Consider the following 13,487-nt stretch of genomic DNA (forward strand, 5'->3'; position numbering starts at 1 on the left):
GATGTGAGGGCCGCGTTAAGAGGTAGGTTTATTCGCCGATAAGAATGCTGTTCTACGCGCTTTAGCGCTGTAAAGAATTAAACATTTTTATGCGGTCAAAAAAATGCAAAAAAGCAGCACTGGAGCCTCCCGCTCCGATGCTGCTTTTTTCATGCTAACGGATAAATGAGTACCGCATCGCCTTGCCGTCTGCCGCTCCCTCCCGCCGGGAGCCAGATGAGGCAATCCGCCTCTTTGATCGACACCATAATGCTCGATTTATCGATGCCCGCCGGCTTCACCCGCAGGCTGCCGTTCTCCACGCGGGTCGTACCTCTTATATAGCGGGGATAGGCCGAGCCTTTCTCATAATCGACATCGAGAAAAGCGCTGACCGCTTCCGGATATGGGGATTCGCAGCCCTGCATCGCCAACAGGCTCGGCCTGACGAACAATTCGAATCCGACGAAGGCCGCTCCCGGATTGCCGGACAAAGCGAACAGCAGCTTGTCCTGCCATACCGCAGCGCTGGTCGGCGTCCCGGGCCGCATCGCCACTTTGTTGAATAAAAGCTTGCCGTCCCAGCGCCCGAATACGTCCACCAGCACGTCGTAGTCGCCGACCGATACGCCCCCCGACGTAATGACGAGATCCGCAGCGGCAAAAGCTTCGGCCAACGCCGCCTGGACGAGCGCCGGTTCATCCGCCAAAGCGGGCATGATCACAGGTACGCCGCCGGCGGCTTCCACCTGAGCGGCAAGCATGTAGCTGTTGCTGTTGCGGATGCGCCCCGGCTGCAAAGCTTCTTCGACGTTCAGCAGCTCGGAGCCTGTGGAAAAGATAGCCGCTACGGGCTTCTTGTACACGCTCACTTGGCTGCAGCCGAAGGAAGCGAGAATAGCGGCTTCCCCCGGGCCGATCCGCGCCCCCTGCCGAAGCAGCAGCTCGCCGGAGCGGATTTCTCCGGCCACCTGCGTTATGTTGCTTCCTTCGGGGAGCGCTTTTTTTATAAGCACGGACGAAGCTTGTCCGTGATCGGGATGAGCGAGGCTGTCGGTCATCTCCAGCATGACGATAGCGTCGGCCCCGTCCGGCACCGGCGCTCCGGTCATGATGCGGGCCGCCGCCCCGGATATAAGCGTCTCCCGCGGCATCGTACCGCTTGGAATATGCTCGGTGACGGCGAGCCTGACAGGCTGTTCGGGAGACGCCCCGCGAATATCTTCCGCCCGCACGGCGTAGCCGTCGACGCCCGATCTGCGAAAGTGCGGAACCGGGTGATCCGCATGCACCGGGCCGGCCAGCCTTCTGCCGTATGCGGAAGCCAGCGGGACCGTCTCGATAGCGGTGCGGATCAAGTGGCTGTGAAGCCGCTCCCGGGCTTGCTCGACGGAAATCGCCGTGCGCCCGAATTTCAAGTTCATACTGCTGCTCACGAATAGCTTCCTCCAGTCCTCAGCCGCCGATCTGGGACATCCGCCGCATAGTAGGCATGTGGGATTGCTCCTGATTCATCAGCGCCAGAGCCATCTCATGATTTTGCGGTTTGATGTCCAGAGCGCGGAAAAACAGTTGTTCAACGGCCGCGTCATCCCCGACATATTTTCTGACGTTGAATTCATCCGACCAATATAAGCAGGGCTTGATGTTGCCGTCCGCAGTCATTCTCAGACGGTTGCATGTTTCGCAAAAATGGTCGCTGATCGGATGAATGAGCCCGAAAGAGCCCTGCGCCCCCTCGATCCGGTAATCCCGTGAAGGACCGTTTCCGTACACCGCTTCAGCCGGCATGGCGCTCCAGCCTTTGGCCGCGCAGCGGTCGAGCACAGTGCTTAGCGGAATGTAGCGGCTTTTCCATTCATCGTCCTGATGCCCGATCGGCATATATTCAATAAACCTCACCTGAATGGCGCGGTCGATGGTCATCTGCAAAAAATCCTCGATTTCATCATCGTTGATGCCTTTCATGAGCACTACATTCAGCTTGATGGGCACAATCCCCAAGCGGTAGGCCGCTTCGATGCTTTCCAGCACGCGCCGGATGTCGCCGCCGCGGGTAATGAAAGAAAAGCGGTCCGCTTTCAGCGAATCCAGACTAATATTGATCCGGGTCAGCCCGGCCGCACGAAGCTTTTCGGCGCGCGAGGCAAAATAAATGCCGTTCGTCGTTAAGGCGATATCTTCAATTCCGGGGATTGCCGACAGCATCCCGATCAATTGATCCAAATTTTTGCGCACAAGAGGCTCTCCGCCGGTCAATCTCAGCTTGCGGACGCCGAGACCTGCGAGCACGCGCACTACTTCCGCAATTTCTTCAAAAGTCATCAGTCTGCTTTCGGGCTCAAATTCCATTCCCTCTTCAGGCATACAGTAAACGCAGCGTAAATTGCAGCGATCCGTAACGGATATGCGCAAATAATCATGCACACGCCCGAATCGGTCTATGAGCTGTTTTGGCATAAGAGTTCACCTTCTCTCTATGTCAATTATGGCATATTTCCTCACAAAAGCACAGTGATTCAATGAGATATCCTCATAATTAAACTTGTCAAAATAAAGAAACTAGCTGTCCTCACTCTTCAATGTGAGATTTCATTCCATTAAATACAGACTCGTACTCCTCCGGCGTGTTGAGATTCGCCGCAAACTGCGGCGGTATGCCCCGCTCCAGAAAAAAGTCATCGTCCGCCGCCAACCAGTCGATCCGGTCGAGCAAATCCATCAGCCGGTGCTGCTTCTGCCGCAGCATAGTATCCGCTGCCGCGCCGATCCGCCTGGCGTAGACGCCGTGCAGCGGATGCCTGCGCCCGCCGATCACGGGCACGACCGCATCGCAGCCCGCTTGCGCAGCCAGTTCGCTCATCGCCCGCGCCGCTTCCGCGGAGATGAACGGCATGTCGCAGCCGACGATCCACAGCAGCTCATGCTCCGCCGCCATGCACGCGGCGTGTATGCCCCCGAGCGGCCCCGCCTGCACATACAGGTCGGGGATGCAGCCGACTGCCGTATCCGCAAATCCGGCAAGGACCGGCTCCACCGCTTCCGGACTGTTCGTAACGACGAGCGTCCGGCGGCAAAGCTTCGCCATTTCGGCGAGCTGTACGAGCAGCATCGGCCTGCCTTCGTAAGGCAGGAGCGCCTTCATCCGACCGCCCATGCGGCGGTTCAGCCCTCCGGCCAAAATGACGCCGGCGATCATGGCTCCAGCTCGGCAAGCCGCTTCTGAAACGACTGCCGCCAGCTTCCGGACAAAGCCTCTACGGCCAAAATACGGCGGATGCCCTCGACATTGTCCTTGTCATGATATTTAATCCGGTTGGCATAAGCGACCGTTACTCCTGCGGGATCTTTGGCGAGCAGCTTCACCTTGGGAGAGACAGGAATCGCGCCTTCCTGCAAAACCCGAAAATAATACCCGGTAAAACCGCTATCCTGCACCCGGACGGGCAAATCGACGACATCGTACCGCTTCGCCAGCTTAAAACAAGGCTGTCTCGGCTGAGACACCTGCACGACCGCATCTCCGATCTCATACGTGTCGCCGATGCCCACTTCCTCTTCCAGAAGCCCGCGCACCGTCAAATTTTCACCGAACGCTCCGTACGTCATTTCCTTTTCCAACGTGCTCTCCCAGTAAGCGTAATGCTCCACGCAGTAAACGCATAGCGCTTTATCCTCGCCGCCGTGATAGACCAGGTCCGCCTGGCCGTCTCCGTCAAGCTGGGTTTTGGACACATGCAAAGGAGAGCTGACCGGAGATTTATAAATCCCCGTAACCAGCTCTTTTCCGCCAAACTCAAACGTCTGCGGCATCCCGACATTAACAGACAAAATTTCCATAAACCATACCCTCATTTCCGATCAGCGCCCGTTTTCATAACTATATCAAAAAACGCCGGGAAAGTCAGTCAGGTATTCCCCTGATTTTACCCTTGATATTACCCTCGGTTCACCCACGCATCGTTATCGTAGCCTCTCACTTCCCAATATCCGATGTGCTCCTTGTCGATCAATTCGATAGCCTGCAGCCATTTGACCGATTTGTAGGCGTACATTTTCGGTACGATCAGGCGTACCGGACCGCCCAGCTTTTGCGGGATCGGCTTGCCGTCCATCATGACGGCGACCATCACGTCGTCCATCTCCGCCTGCTCCAGCGACAAAGCATCCGTATACACTTTATCGCCGGAATAAAATTTGACAAATTTGGCGTCCGGCTTAACCCCGGCCGCTGCCAGCAGTTGCTTCAGCGGAATGCCTTCCCAAGTGCAATTGTAAACCGACCAGCCGGTCACGCAGTGAAAATTGCTCACCTGCACGGTGCGCGCGAGCTTCAGGAACTGCTCCCAGTTCCACACCGCCGGGCGCTCGACAAGCCCTGATACGGCGAACTGCCACGTATCCGAGGAAAAGACGGGAATTTCCGTAACCGTGTACACGCGGAAATTTCCCTGCGCCCCGCCGCCGATGACAGCGGCGGAGTCGGGCAGTGGCTCAGGCGGCGGAAGCATGCGGTTGCCGTCGGCCGAGGCCACCTCGGCGATGTCGCTGCCGCCGGTGTCCAGCGCGCCTTTCAGCCAGCGGTAAAAGGCGGGGCCGACCCCGATCACGAGCAGCAGCCCTGCAGCAAGCCGCAGGAACGATGCGCGTGTGATCGGCGAATCTTTCAGCGCGGCGATAACCGCCTGCGCTGCCTTGTGCGCCGCCGACGGCTGAGCCTCGGCGGCGGCGGGTTCGGGCTCGGCCGCCGGCGGGGCCTCGGCGGGCCGTGCCGCGGCAGCGGCGGCTTGCTCCGCGCGCTGGCGGCGCTTCAGCCATCTGCTGCGCGAGATGGCGTGGTAGAGGGCATACGGCACTCCGAACCAGGTCAGCAGATCATGGATGAGGAGTGCCGTGTTGTTCCAGGCCGGCGGCAGGTGGCGGAACTGCCACAAGACGACGCCCGACGCGCTCCAGCCGAGCAGGAGCGCCAGCACGAGCAGCAAATTGCCGCGCTGGCCCCTGCGCCCGCGGATTTGCCGCCAGTGCTTGCGGATCATCGGCGCGTACAGCGCGATGAGCAGAATCGAAGCGACGCCAAGCACAATGTGCAGCTGCTTGAGCGTCACCCTGAAGCCGCCGAGATCCCCGCGAATCGCGCCGATGCTGAGCACGACGCCCGTAATCGTCAGCAGCAGCAAAACCCACGCGTTCCAGCTGTGAATCCGATTGAGCCGTTTGCCGAAGGACTGCTTCAGCCAGCCTCTTTTGTCATCCATGATCCCACGTCCTTTTTCAATACGTTTCGTTACACTCAGCATAACGCATAAACATTAAAAAAGGCTTATGAAATCGGGAGGCGGACAAATATTTTTTAGATAGCATTAAATCATTTAACTATTTACCTTTTTATGCAATAATAAACTTATATACCAATATATTGCTAGTTTACAACTGGAGGGCCGACTGAATGGAGTCAGAAAATAGCAAATTATTGCTGCTTTTATCCCCTAATTTTCACGCTTTGAATGCCGGTTTACAGGAAGAGGTTTTTAAGCTTTACTATTATTTGAACTATAGTTCGATTATGTATATGGTAAAAGACCATGGCGCCGCCGAAGATATTATTCAGGAGACCTTTTTGAAAATTTTATATAAAGGGCCGAATCTCGGTGACGAGAAGCAATTCATCGCCTGGATGAAGGTGCTGGTCCGTAATGCAACGATTAATTATTTGCGCAAAGCAAAAAAAATCCGTAACGAAGTCGACGTAGAAAGCGTCTTTTTTAAAGATGAGCCAATCGCCGATCTCGAACCTGTCGAAGCTCAAATCGAAGCCATTCTGCTGGAAGAATCCATTGCAAAAAATTTGAAAAACTTAAAGTTCGAGTACCAGCTGCTGATCGAGCTGAAATGGAAGAATCAACTCACTAACAAGGAAATTGCCTCCATGCTCAATTGCTCGGAAAATACGATTAAGCAGAGACTTCATCGCGCCCGTGCGGCATTAAAGAAAAAAATGAAGCTGAAATGGGGAAGTTTGGATGAAAAAGGAAGAACTTGAAAAGCTGTTTGATGAGGCATTTTCCAAAGCTGCGGGAAAAATGCCTTCCCCCCATATCCCAAGCCATAAAGACGCCTGGCATCAAGTTCGGCCCAAAATCAAGCGGATGCAGCGGCGAAGAGCGATCCGCAAAGCGTCTGTCAGGATCGGCGTAATCGCCGCTTCCGTATTGCTCGGTGCCATCCTGTTTGGAAACCCGAAGGTTTCAACGGCTTTTACCCCGCTTTATCAAACGGTGGAGGAGCTTCCGGATCACATGATCTCCTTCTTTTTCGGAAATAAGGACACCCCCGGTACGAAAGCCAAAACCGCTCCTCCCGGCCCTGCGGAAGTTTCGCCAACCAAGCACAATAATGAGACCGAAACGATAATCATTGACCCGAATAATTCCGGCGATAAGCTTGCTTTTGCTCCTCCCCGTTTCGACTATATTCCCGACCGGTACCAGTTAACGGAAACCAGCGCAAATGTAAATTCGGACGAGCAGAAGTCGAAGCAAATCTTTTTTACCTTTACCAATCAGCAGCAGCAAGTGCTGCGCATTTTCCTCAGCCGGCTGGAAGACAATACGACGATCGGCTCGGGGGCCGGACAGGATGAACCGATGGAAACCGTTCGGCTTGACGGCGGGACGGCTTATTTTACCGCCGCCAAAGACGGCGTCAACAAACTCGAAGTGCTGAAAGCCAATTATTACGTTTACATGATCGGGAGCATTTCAAAGGAAGAGATGATTAAGGTGGCCGAAGGCATATCCCCTTCCTCTTGAAAGCAAACTGGAAAACATCCGGTTCGGTCCGGTCCGTACTTTAGGGCGCGTGCGTCCGGATGCTTTTCCTGTTTCATGCGGGTTCCACGATGGTCAATCGACCAGGAGATAATCCGAAAACCGTTCTCCCTGCTCGTACGTCCCGCCACTCGTCACCCAATGGACCGTTTTCACCCGGTAATAATACCCGGTAGGCACGGTATATGACGTGCCGTTGGTGTATACGTCCTTGCCGGATGTGCTGTAAGCTGCTCCGGAATCCACGTTTTGCCACACCGTACCGCTCCATTTTTGCAAATACAGCGTTATCCCGATCGAATCCACCTTTTCATAAGCCAGAGTCGTTCCGGAAATGCTCACTTTGCCGGAGGATTTTTGCGACAACTGGTTGAAGCCGTCCAGCAAATACTTATGATCCGGGTTAAAAAAGCCCAAAATGCCGAATTCCGCAACCGGAGGCGGAGTCTTCGCACCGCCATCCCGGATGGCCGCGGCATGGCTTGTGACGCTGAAGGCCGAGAACATAATTAAAAGGACAAGCGTGTACACCGCAATTTGACGTTTCACAATTTTTATCAACATGATTCATCCTTTCGAAATTAGGAATACAGCCTCTTTCTTGACATTTCGGCCGTTAAGATGGACCGGATCGCTCCCGCGACCTTCTCCTTTTCCGTCTCCGCCAGCAAATACATATGGCCGCCCCGGAAATCATGGTAGCGGACGCGCCGGGCCCATTTTTTCCAGACAACCGCATATTTCATGCATTTCTCATCTTGCTCTCCGTTGAAAATAAACACAGGTGTCTCCAGGACCGAATGGTCGTTATGCTTAAAGCTTTCCAGCGCTTTAAAATCCGCTCTGAAGGCCGGCAGGAAAAAGTCAAGCACCTCCCTCGCCGCCGCCATCTCCGGCGGAATTCCGCCAATGCTGATGATGTATTCAAGCAGCGCTTCGTCATCGAGATGGCTGACCGTTGTGCGGATGATATTCGGAGGCTGGGCTCCTGAAATAATGACCGCTTGCGGAACAATCCCCTGCCGCTCCAGCTTTTGCGTAAGCCGGTACACCATCAGTCCGCCCATGCTGTGCCCAAACAGGACAAACGGCTTGTCGAGCCGGGGCAGCAAGGCCTGCCGGTAAAGCTCCGCCAGCTGCTCGAAATCGTCAACCAGCGGCATGCGGTTGTTCCCGTGACCCGGAGGCTCTATGGCCAGCATTTCGCCGTAACCCTGCAGATAAGGCTGCAGCGGGCGAAACGACGCGGAATATCCCCCCGCGAAAGGGAAGCAGATCAATTGCGGTTCGTGGGACGCATGGCCCATTTGCCGGATGAGTTCGTTCATACTTATTTAGCCTCCAACATGCAATATTGCTGCTGTAAAACCCGTCCGATGATCGATGCATTCAAGGAAACCGGATGCCCTTGCAGCATCTCATCATGCCTGCCATAGCCTTGATGCTTCAGGAAGGACGAAGTTGTCGCTTCCTCCCACGCCGACAGCCAGGCGGGCAGAACGGCTTCGGAGCCGTCGTTTTGCGCCTTTATCAAATGAATCTCCGCCGCGATCCGGCCGGAGAGCACCATCTCGACATAATACGTGTAGCTGGCTTTCATTTTGCGCGAAAGACCTCGCCGGATCGTCTCGATTTGCAGGTAAGGATTATCCTTGTTCGCTTCCATCAGCAGCTTCACATCGTGCTCCACCGTTCGTCCCTCCAAATTGCTGACACCCGTTTTCCGGTAAGCATCGACCATAATGACGCGGTCCACGGAGCGCCCCCGCGCTTCCAGGGCTTTGGCCGCCTCAAACGCCAGGCCGCCTCCGGCCGAATAGCCGAGCAGGGTGAGCGTTCCTTCCGGCTGAAGCTCGATCATCATGTCGGCGTATTGCCGGACCCGGTCCTCCGCCTCGATAAAATCGAAAGCGTACAACCGGTACTCCGGCAGCTGCTTCGCCAGATCATGAAACAGAATCCCGTAACCAAGCACCGGCGGGAAAACGAACAGGTTGCTTTTCGCCTCGGGGTTGAACGTCGTCATTTCCCTGGGGTGCCGCGTTATCGGGCTTTGACCGGCCGCTTCATCCTGCAGGCAAGCCGCCAAGGCGCTGATCGTCGGCGCTTCAAATAACGTTCCGACCGGCACGTCCCGGCCGAACTCCTTGAGGATTTGAGCGCAAAGCGCCATCGCCTTCAGGGAATGTCCGCCCAAAGCGAAGAAGTTGTCGTGTACGCCTACCTGCGACACCCCAAGCACCTCGGTCCACAACCGGACCAGCCTCGATTCGGTGCCGTTCCGCGGCGGTGTTTTGGCCGCGGCCGCACTCCGGCTTTCCTGCGGTTTGGGGAGCAGCCGCCGGTTGACTTTGCCGTTGGCCGTCAGCGGCAGCTTCTCCAGTTGAACGAACGCGGAGGGAACCATATAGGCGGGCAGCACATCGGCCAAATAGCGGCCCAGATCCTCCGCCGTCAGGTCGGCCCCCCGCTCGCCGACCACATAGGCGTATAAAGTCATATCCCCCATTTCACTGCGGTCTGCGAGGACGATCGCCTCTTTGACACGCTCATGGCCAAGCAGCCTGGTCTCGATTTCGCCCAGCTCGATCCGGTGGCCGCGCACCTTCACCTGATCGTCGATGCGGCCCATAAATTCGATGCTGCCGTCCTCCAGCCATCTCGCCAAATCGCCGCTGCGGTACATGGTTTGCCCCGGCATAAACGGATGCGGCACGAATTTCGCCGCCGTTAAATCCGGGCGGTTCAAATACCCGAGGGCCACGCCTTCGCCGCCAAGACACAGCTCGCCCACCGCTCCGACGGGCTGCAGTTGATTCCCCGGGCCGAGAATATAAGCGCCGGTCAAAGTCAGCGGCTTGCCGATGGGAATCGAAACGGCCGATCCGGAAATCTCCTGATCCACGGGATGGAACGTGGCAAAAACGGTCGTTTCGGTCGGGCCGTACACATGGATGATTTTGCCCGGACCCATGCCTTCCAGCGCCTTTCGCACATGATTTACCGAGGAGCGCTCCCCGCCGAACAAAACCTTGCGGATGCCGCTCATCCACGCGGTACCGGCGTCAACCAGCAAATGAAACAGCGCGGTCGTGACGAACATGACCGTAATCCGCTGCCGCTCGATCAATTGCATCAGCTTGCCGATGTGCATAATCGTTTCGCTGCCGGCGACGACCAGCTTGGCCCCGTTCAGCAGCGCCCCGAACAGGTCGAAGGTGAAGCCGTCAAACGCATAGTTCGATAAGGACAACAGCGTATCGTCCGGGCTAATGTCGATATAGTTCGTATGCCTGACGACCCGGGTGATGTTGGCGTGCGTCGTCAGCGTGCCTTTCGGATTCCCGGTCGTTCCTGACGTATAAATCACGTAAGCCAAATCGTCCGGGCCGGCCGCGGGTGCCGGATTTCCCATATCACCGCAATAAAGCGCCGGATCATCAAGAATCAAGCGAGGGCCTTCATGAAGCCCGGCAAGCCGATCTTCCAAAACCCGCTGCGTAAGCAGTAGCGAAGCGCCGCTGTCCTCCAACATGTAGCGGATGCGCTGCTCCGGATATTCCGGGTCGATCGGCAGATAAGCGCCGCCGGCTTTCAGCACGGCCATGATGCCGATAATCATCTCAGCGGAACGGTGCGCCAGCATCCCCACGATCGTGCCGCGGCCTACCCCCTCAGCCCGAAGCTTCCGGGCCAGTTGGTTGGCCCGCGCATTCAGCTCCGCATAGGTGAAGGTTGCTTCTTCCGTGACCAGCGCAATTTGGTCGGGCTTCCGCTTGACCTGAAGCTCGAACCACGCCGGGATCGGCAGCCGTACGGCGGGATGACGGGAGCCCTCGGCAACCTCGGGGTTAAACTCCGTCAACAGCCGGCGTTCTTCCTCCCCGGGAACAAGGCGCACTTCTCCAAGCCGAATGTCCGAATTTTGACAGACCTGATCGATAATTTCCAACAGCTGCTCCTGTAAACGCCCGATAAACGAAGGCTCAAACACCTGTGCGTTGTAGGCGATTTTCAAAATCAGCTCGTCGCCGGGCGAAGCCATCAGGTTCAGGTCGTAATTGGATTTCTCGTCCACGCTCGTGTGGCCCGTCGTAAAGCCCAAGTCCCGCTCCTCCTGCAGCGGATCGGTCTCCTGCAGCGGATAATTTTCAAACACGATGATATGATCGATTAATTCCGGCTGTCCCGCCTGGCTCTGAATATCGTAGAGGGGCACGTACCGGTGCGCCTCCGATTCCAGCAATTGGTCTTGAATCACGGAAACCAATTGTCCGAAAGACATCTCTTCACCAAGCCGGATCCGGCTCGGGACGACATTGATAAACAAGCCGACCATGCTCTCCACGCCGGCGATTTCCGCCGGGCGGCCCGAAGTGACCGTGCCGAATATGATATCGTCCGAGCGCTGATACCTGCCCAGCAGGACCGACCAGGCCGCCTGAAGGGCGGTGCTGAGCGTCGCCTGCCGCTGCCGGGCCAGTCCGGAAAAAGCACTGGTCCGCTCTTCGCTTAGCTTGAAATACGTTTCCGCCGCTGTATATCCTCCCGGAGCGGAAGGCTTATTGCGCTGCTCGGAGAACGTCGTCTGCCCGGCAAAACCGGCCAAATGCCGTTCCCAATGGCTCAGCGACTTTTCCTTGTCCTGCCGTTCCAGCCATTTGATGTACTCTTTATAAGGCTTGACCGGCTGAAACCGGCACGGCTCGCCCTGCCGCAAAGAGCGGTATGCCTGGAACAGCTCCCGGGTGACGATGCCGAAGCACCAGCCGTCCAGCAAAATATGATGGTAGCTCCAAACCCACTCGTACCGGTCCGGTCCTGTTTGGAACACGGCAGCCCGCATCGGGATTTCCCGGGATAAGTCGAAGCCCGTTATTTTGTCCTGACGCTTGTAAGCCTCAATGCGCCGCTTCCGCTCATCCTCCGCAAGGTCCGTAAGATCGATTTCCCGAATCGGCAGCTGTCTCTCCTTGAGCACAACCTGGACAGGACGCTTCATTTTTTCGTGGACAAACACAGTGCGAAAAATATCGTGCCGGTCCACGATCGCATCCATGCTCTTCTGCAGTAATTCCGTGCGGAAATCCCCCTTGACCGTGATGGCGATCTGCTCGATATAAAAGCTCTGGCTTGGATGCAGCAGCGTATGAAACAACATCCCTTCCTGCATCGGCGACAAGTAATAAATATCCTGCACCTGGTCCTTAGAAAATTGACTCAATTCGTTCGCCCCCACTGCAAGTTAGTTTAAATTTTCCGCCAGTACGTCGAAAATGTCCCCGACTTCCTCCATCCGCAAATCCCCCGCGCTGAAATCGCTTGGCGTAAACTCGCGGTCCTCCTTGGCGGTGCAATGCTCGATCAGCTCAAGCAGATGCCGCTTGAAGGCATCCATCCGGTCTCCGATCGTACTGCGCAAATACTGCTGCTTGTTGAAGGAGCACGTGACGATCAGGCGGCCGCCCCGGACCAGACCGCTGAAGTTCAACGCGTAGAGGCTTTCCGATTCCCGGCTGGTCTGATGACCCATGTCATAAGGCGAAGGGCCAAACAGCTCCGTCTGTACCTCTTGATCGAATTGGCCCAAGTAATTGAAGCTGATTTCCGGCGCCAGCTCAAACCGCAGCCCCGCTTTATGCGCCTCATCCGTCAAATAGCGCAAAATCCCGTAGCCAACCCCTTTATGCGGAACGGAGCGCAAGGTTTCCTTCATGCTTTTGATCAAGTCCGGCAGCGGAGCGGAACGGTCGATATCCAGCACGAGCGGATACTGTGCGGTAAACCAGCCTACCGTGCGGGAAATGTTGATTCCCGGAATGATCTCTTCCCGGCCGTGCCCCTCCAGGTTGATCGCCATGGTCGGTTCCCCCGTCCAATCCCGGATCGCCAGGCTGAGCGCGCATAATAAAATATCGTTCATTTCCGTACCGTACGGCTCGTGAACCTTCGTCAGCAAGAGGCGCGTCTCTTCCGGCGAAAGCTCAAACGACAGGGCCCCCGCGTCCTTCACTTTGCGGGAAGCGGCCAGGTTATCCTTCGGAAGCGGAATGATGTGCGCCGTTTCCAGCTCCCGCCAGTAATACCGCTGCTTCAGGAAGGCTTCGGAATTCGCATAGTCCGCAAGTTCCGCCGCCCAGTCCTTGAAGGAGTTCGTTTTTTCCTGGAATGCAATGCGCTCTCCTCTCGCCGCCTGCCGGTAACCGGAAACTATATCCTCCAGCAAAATGCGCCAGGATACGCCGTCGACGACCAAATGGTGGATGGCCAGCAGCAGATGGTCGCCTTGATCCGTTTGGAACATCGCCGCTTGCAGCAGCGGTCCCCGGTTCAGCTCGAACCTGCCCTGCACCTCGTTGGCATGGGCGGAAATGCGCCCTTCCAAACCGGTTATGCCGCGCAGATCAATAATCTCCAGATGGCAATCGTCCTCGACCTTGGATAAGCCCTGGTTATACTGCACGATCCGCTCGTCCTGCTGCGTAAAAACGATGCGAAGCGCGTCGTGGTGCTCGAGTATGCGATTCAGCGTTTCCCGGAGCAGTCCGGGGTCAAAGCCGGACGGCGCATGCAGCATAATCGACTGGTTCCAGTGATGGCGATCGGTAAAGTTCCGTTCGAAAAACCACTGCTGAATCGGGGTCAGCAGCACTTCGCCCTGTACCGGTCCCTGATCTG

11 protein-coding genes are annotated in these 13,487 nt (G+C 56.3%); 2 read left to right on the forward strand and 9 right to left on the reverse strand.

All coding sequences use genetic code 11. The annotated features are described in order from the left end of the window. Positions 1-149: 149 nt before the first annotated feature. From AC3G2T_RS10165 to AC3G2T_RS10185, 5 genes are all read right to left on the reverse strand, one after another. Entirely contained in the window at positions 150-1,415 is a 1,266-nt protein-coding gene (locus AC3G2T_RS10165; protein WP_474679881.1) for a molybdopterin molybdotransferase MoeA, read from the reverse strand. Positions 1,416-1,434: 19 nt separating this feature from the next. Next, positions 1,435-2,439: a GTP 3',8-cyclase MoaA gene (gene moaA, locus AC3G2T_RS10170; RefSeq protein WP_474679880.1), complete on the reverse strand. Its 1,005-nt coding sequence runs from the start codon at positions 2,437-2,439 to the stop codon at positions 1,435-1,437. Positions 2,440-2,551: 112 nt separating this feature from the next. Continuing rightward, positions 2,552-3,178, reverse strand: a complete 627-nt coding sequence (mobA, locus tag AC3G2T_RS10175; RefSeq protein ID WP_488435350.1) for a molybdenum cofactor guanylyltransferase — start codon at positions 3,176-3,178, stop codon at positions 2,552-2,554. After that, on the reverse strand, positions 3,175-3,819 hold the full coding sequence (locus AC3G2T_RS10180; RefSeq protein WP_474679878.1) for an MOSC domain-containing protein: 645 nt from the start codon (positions 3,817-3,819) through the stop codon (positions 3,175-3,177). Before AC3G2T_RS10180 ends, mobA begins: the two co-directional genes overlap by 4 nt. A 98-nt stretch (positions 3,820-3,917) precedes the next feature. Then, positions 3,918-5,237 (reverse strand): molybdopterin-dependent oxidoreductase, encoded by a 1,320-nt coding sequence (locus tag AC3G2T_RS10185; RefSeq protein WP_488435351.1) that lies wholly within the window; start codon positions 5,235-5,237, stop codon positions 3,918-3,920. A gap of 191 nt (positions 5,238-5,428) precedes the next feature. On the opposite strand from AC3G2T_RS10185, the gene AC3G2T_RS10190 reads away from it, so the two are divergent. Beyond that, entirely contained in the window at positions 5,429-6,022 is a 594-nt protein-coding gene (locus AC3G2T_RS10190) for an RNA polymerase sigma factor (RefSeq protein WP_474679876.1), read from the forward strand. Then, a complete protein-coding gene (locus tag AC3G2T_RS10195; protein WP_474679875.1) occupies positions 6,003-6,791 on the forward strand; it encodes a DUF4367 domain-containing protein in 789 nt (262 codons plus the stop codon). Before AC3G2T_RS10190 ends, AC3G2T_RS10195 begins: the two co-directional genes overlap by 20 nt. 93 nt (positions 6,792-6,884) lie before the next feature. Here AC3G2T_RS10195 and AC3G2T_RS10200 read toward each other — a convergent pair whose 3' ends face one another. The 4 genes from AC3G2T_RS10200 to AC3G2T_RS10215 form a co-directional block, all read right to left on the reverse strand. Further along, positions 6,885-7,373, reverse strand: coding sequence for a DUF6147 family protein (locus tag AC3G2T_RS10200; protein ID WP_488435352.1), 489 nt, complete (start codon positions 7,371-7,373; stop codon positions 6,885-6,887). 17 nt (positions 7,374-7,390) lie between these two features. Further along, complete coding sequence (locus AC3G2T_RS10205; protein ID WP_488435353.1) at positions 7,391-8,137, reverse strand: thioesterase II family protein; 747 nt, start codon at positions 8,135-8,137, stop codon at positions 7,391-7,393. A 2-nt stretch (positions 8,138-8,139) separates the two neighbouring features. Beyond that, on the reverse strand, positions 8,140-12,033 hold the full coding sequence (locus AC3G2T_RS10210; protein WP_488435354.1) for a non-ribosomal peptide synthetase: 3,894 nt from the start codon (positions 12,031-12,033) through the stop codon (positions 8,140-8,142). Positions 12,034-12,054: 21 nt separating this feature from the next. Next, positions 12,055-13,487: condensation domain-containing protein (locus AC3G2T_RS10215; RefSeq protein ID WP_488435355.1), on the reverse strand; the 1,433-nt coding region annotated here is incomplete at its 5' end.

The sequence above is a fragment of the Paenibacillus sp. sgz302191 genome (assembly GCF_057749925.1).

Excerpts from the sequence above, each read along its gene's own strand:
- moaA (WP_474679880.1), bottom strand. The coding sequence starts at position 2,439 with ATGCCAAAACAGCTCATAGACCGATTCGGGCGTGTGCATGATTATTTG.
- mobA (WP_488435350.1), bottom strand. The coding sequence starts at position 3,178 with ATGATCGCCGGCGTCATTTTGGCCGGAGGGCTGAACCGCCGCATGGGC.
- AC3G2T_RS10180 (WP_474679878.1), bottom strand. The coding sequence starts at position 3,819 with ATGGAAATTTTGTCTGTTAATGTCGGGATGCCGCAGACGTTTGAGTTT.
- AC3G2T_RS10185 (WP_488435351.1), bottom strand. The coding sequence starts at position 5,237 with ATGGATGACAAAAGAGGCTGGCTGAAGCAGTCCTTCGGCAAACGGCTC.
- AC3G2T_RS10190 (WP_474679876.1), top strand. The coding sequence starts at position 5,429 with ATGGAGTCAGAAAATAGCAAATTATTGCTGCTTTTATCCCCTAATTTT.
- AC3G2T_RS10195 (WP_474679875.1), top strand. The coding sequence starts at position 6,003 with ATGAAAAAGGAAGAACTTGAAAAGCTGTTTGATGAGGCATTTTCCAAA.
- AC3G2T_RS10200 (WP_488435352.1), bottom strand. The coding sequence starts at position 7,373 with ATGTTGATAAAAATTGTGAAACGTCAAATTGCGGTGTACACGCTTGTC.
- AC3G2T_RS10205 (WP_488435353.1), bottom strand. The coding sequence starts at position 8,137 with ATGAACGAACTCATCCGGCAAATGGGCCATGCGTCCCACGAACCGCAA.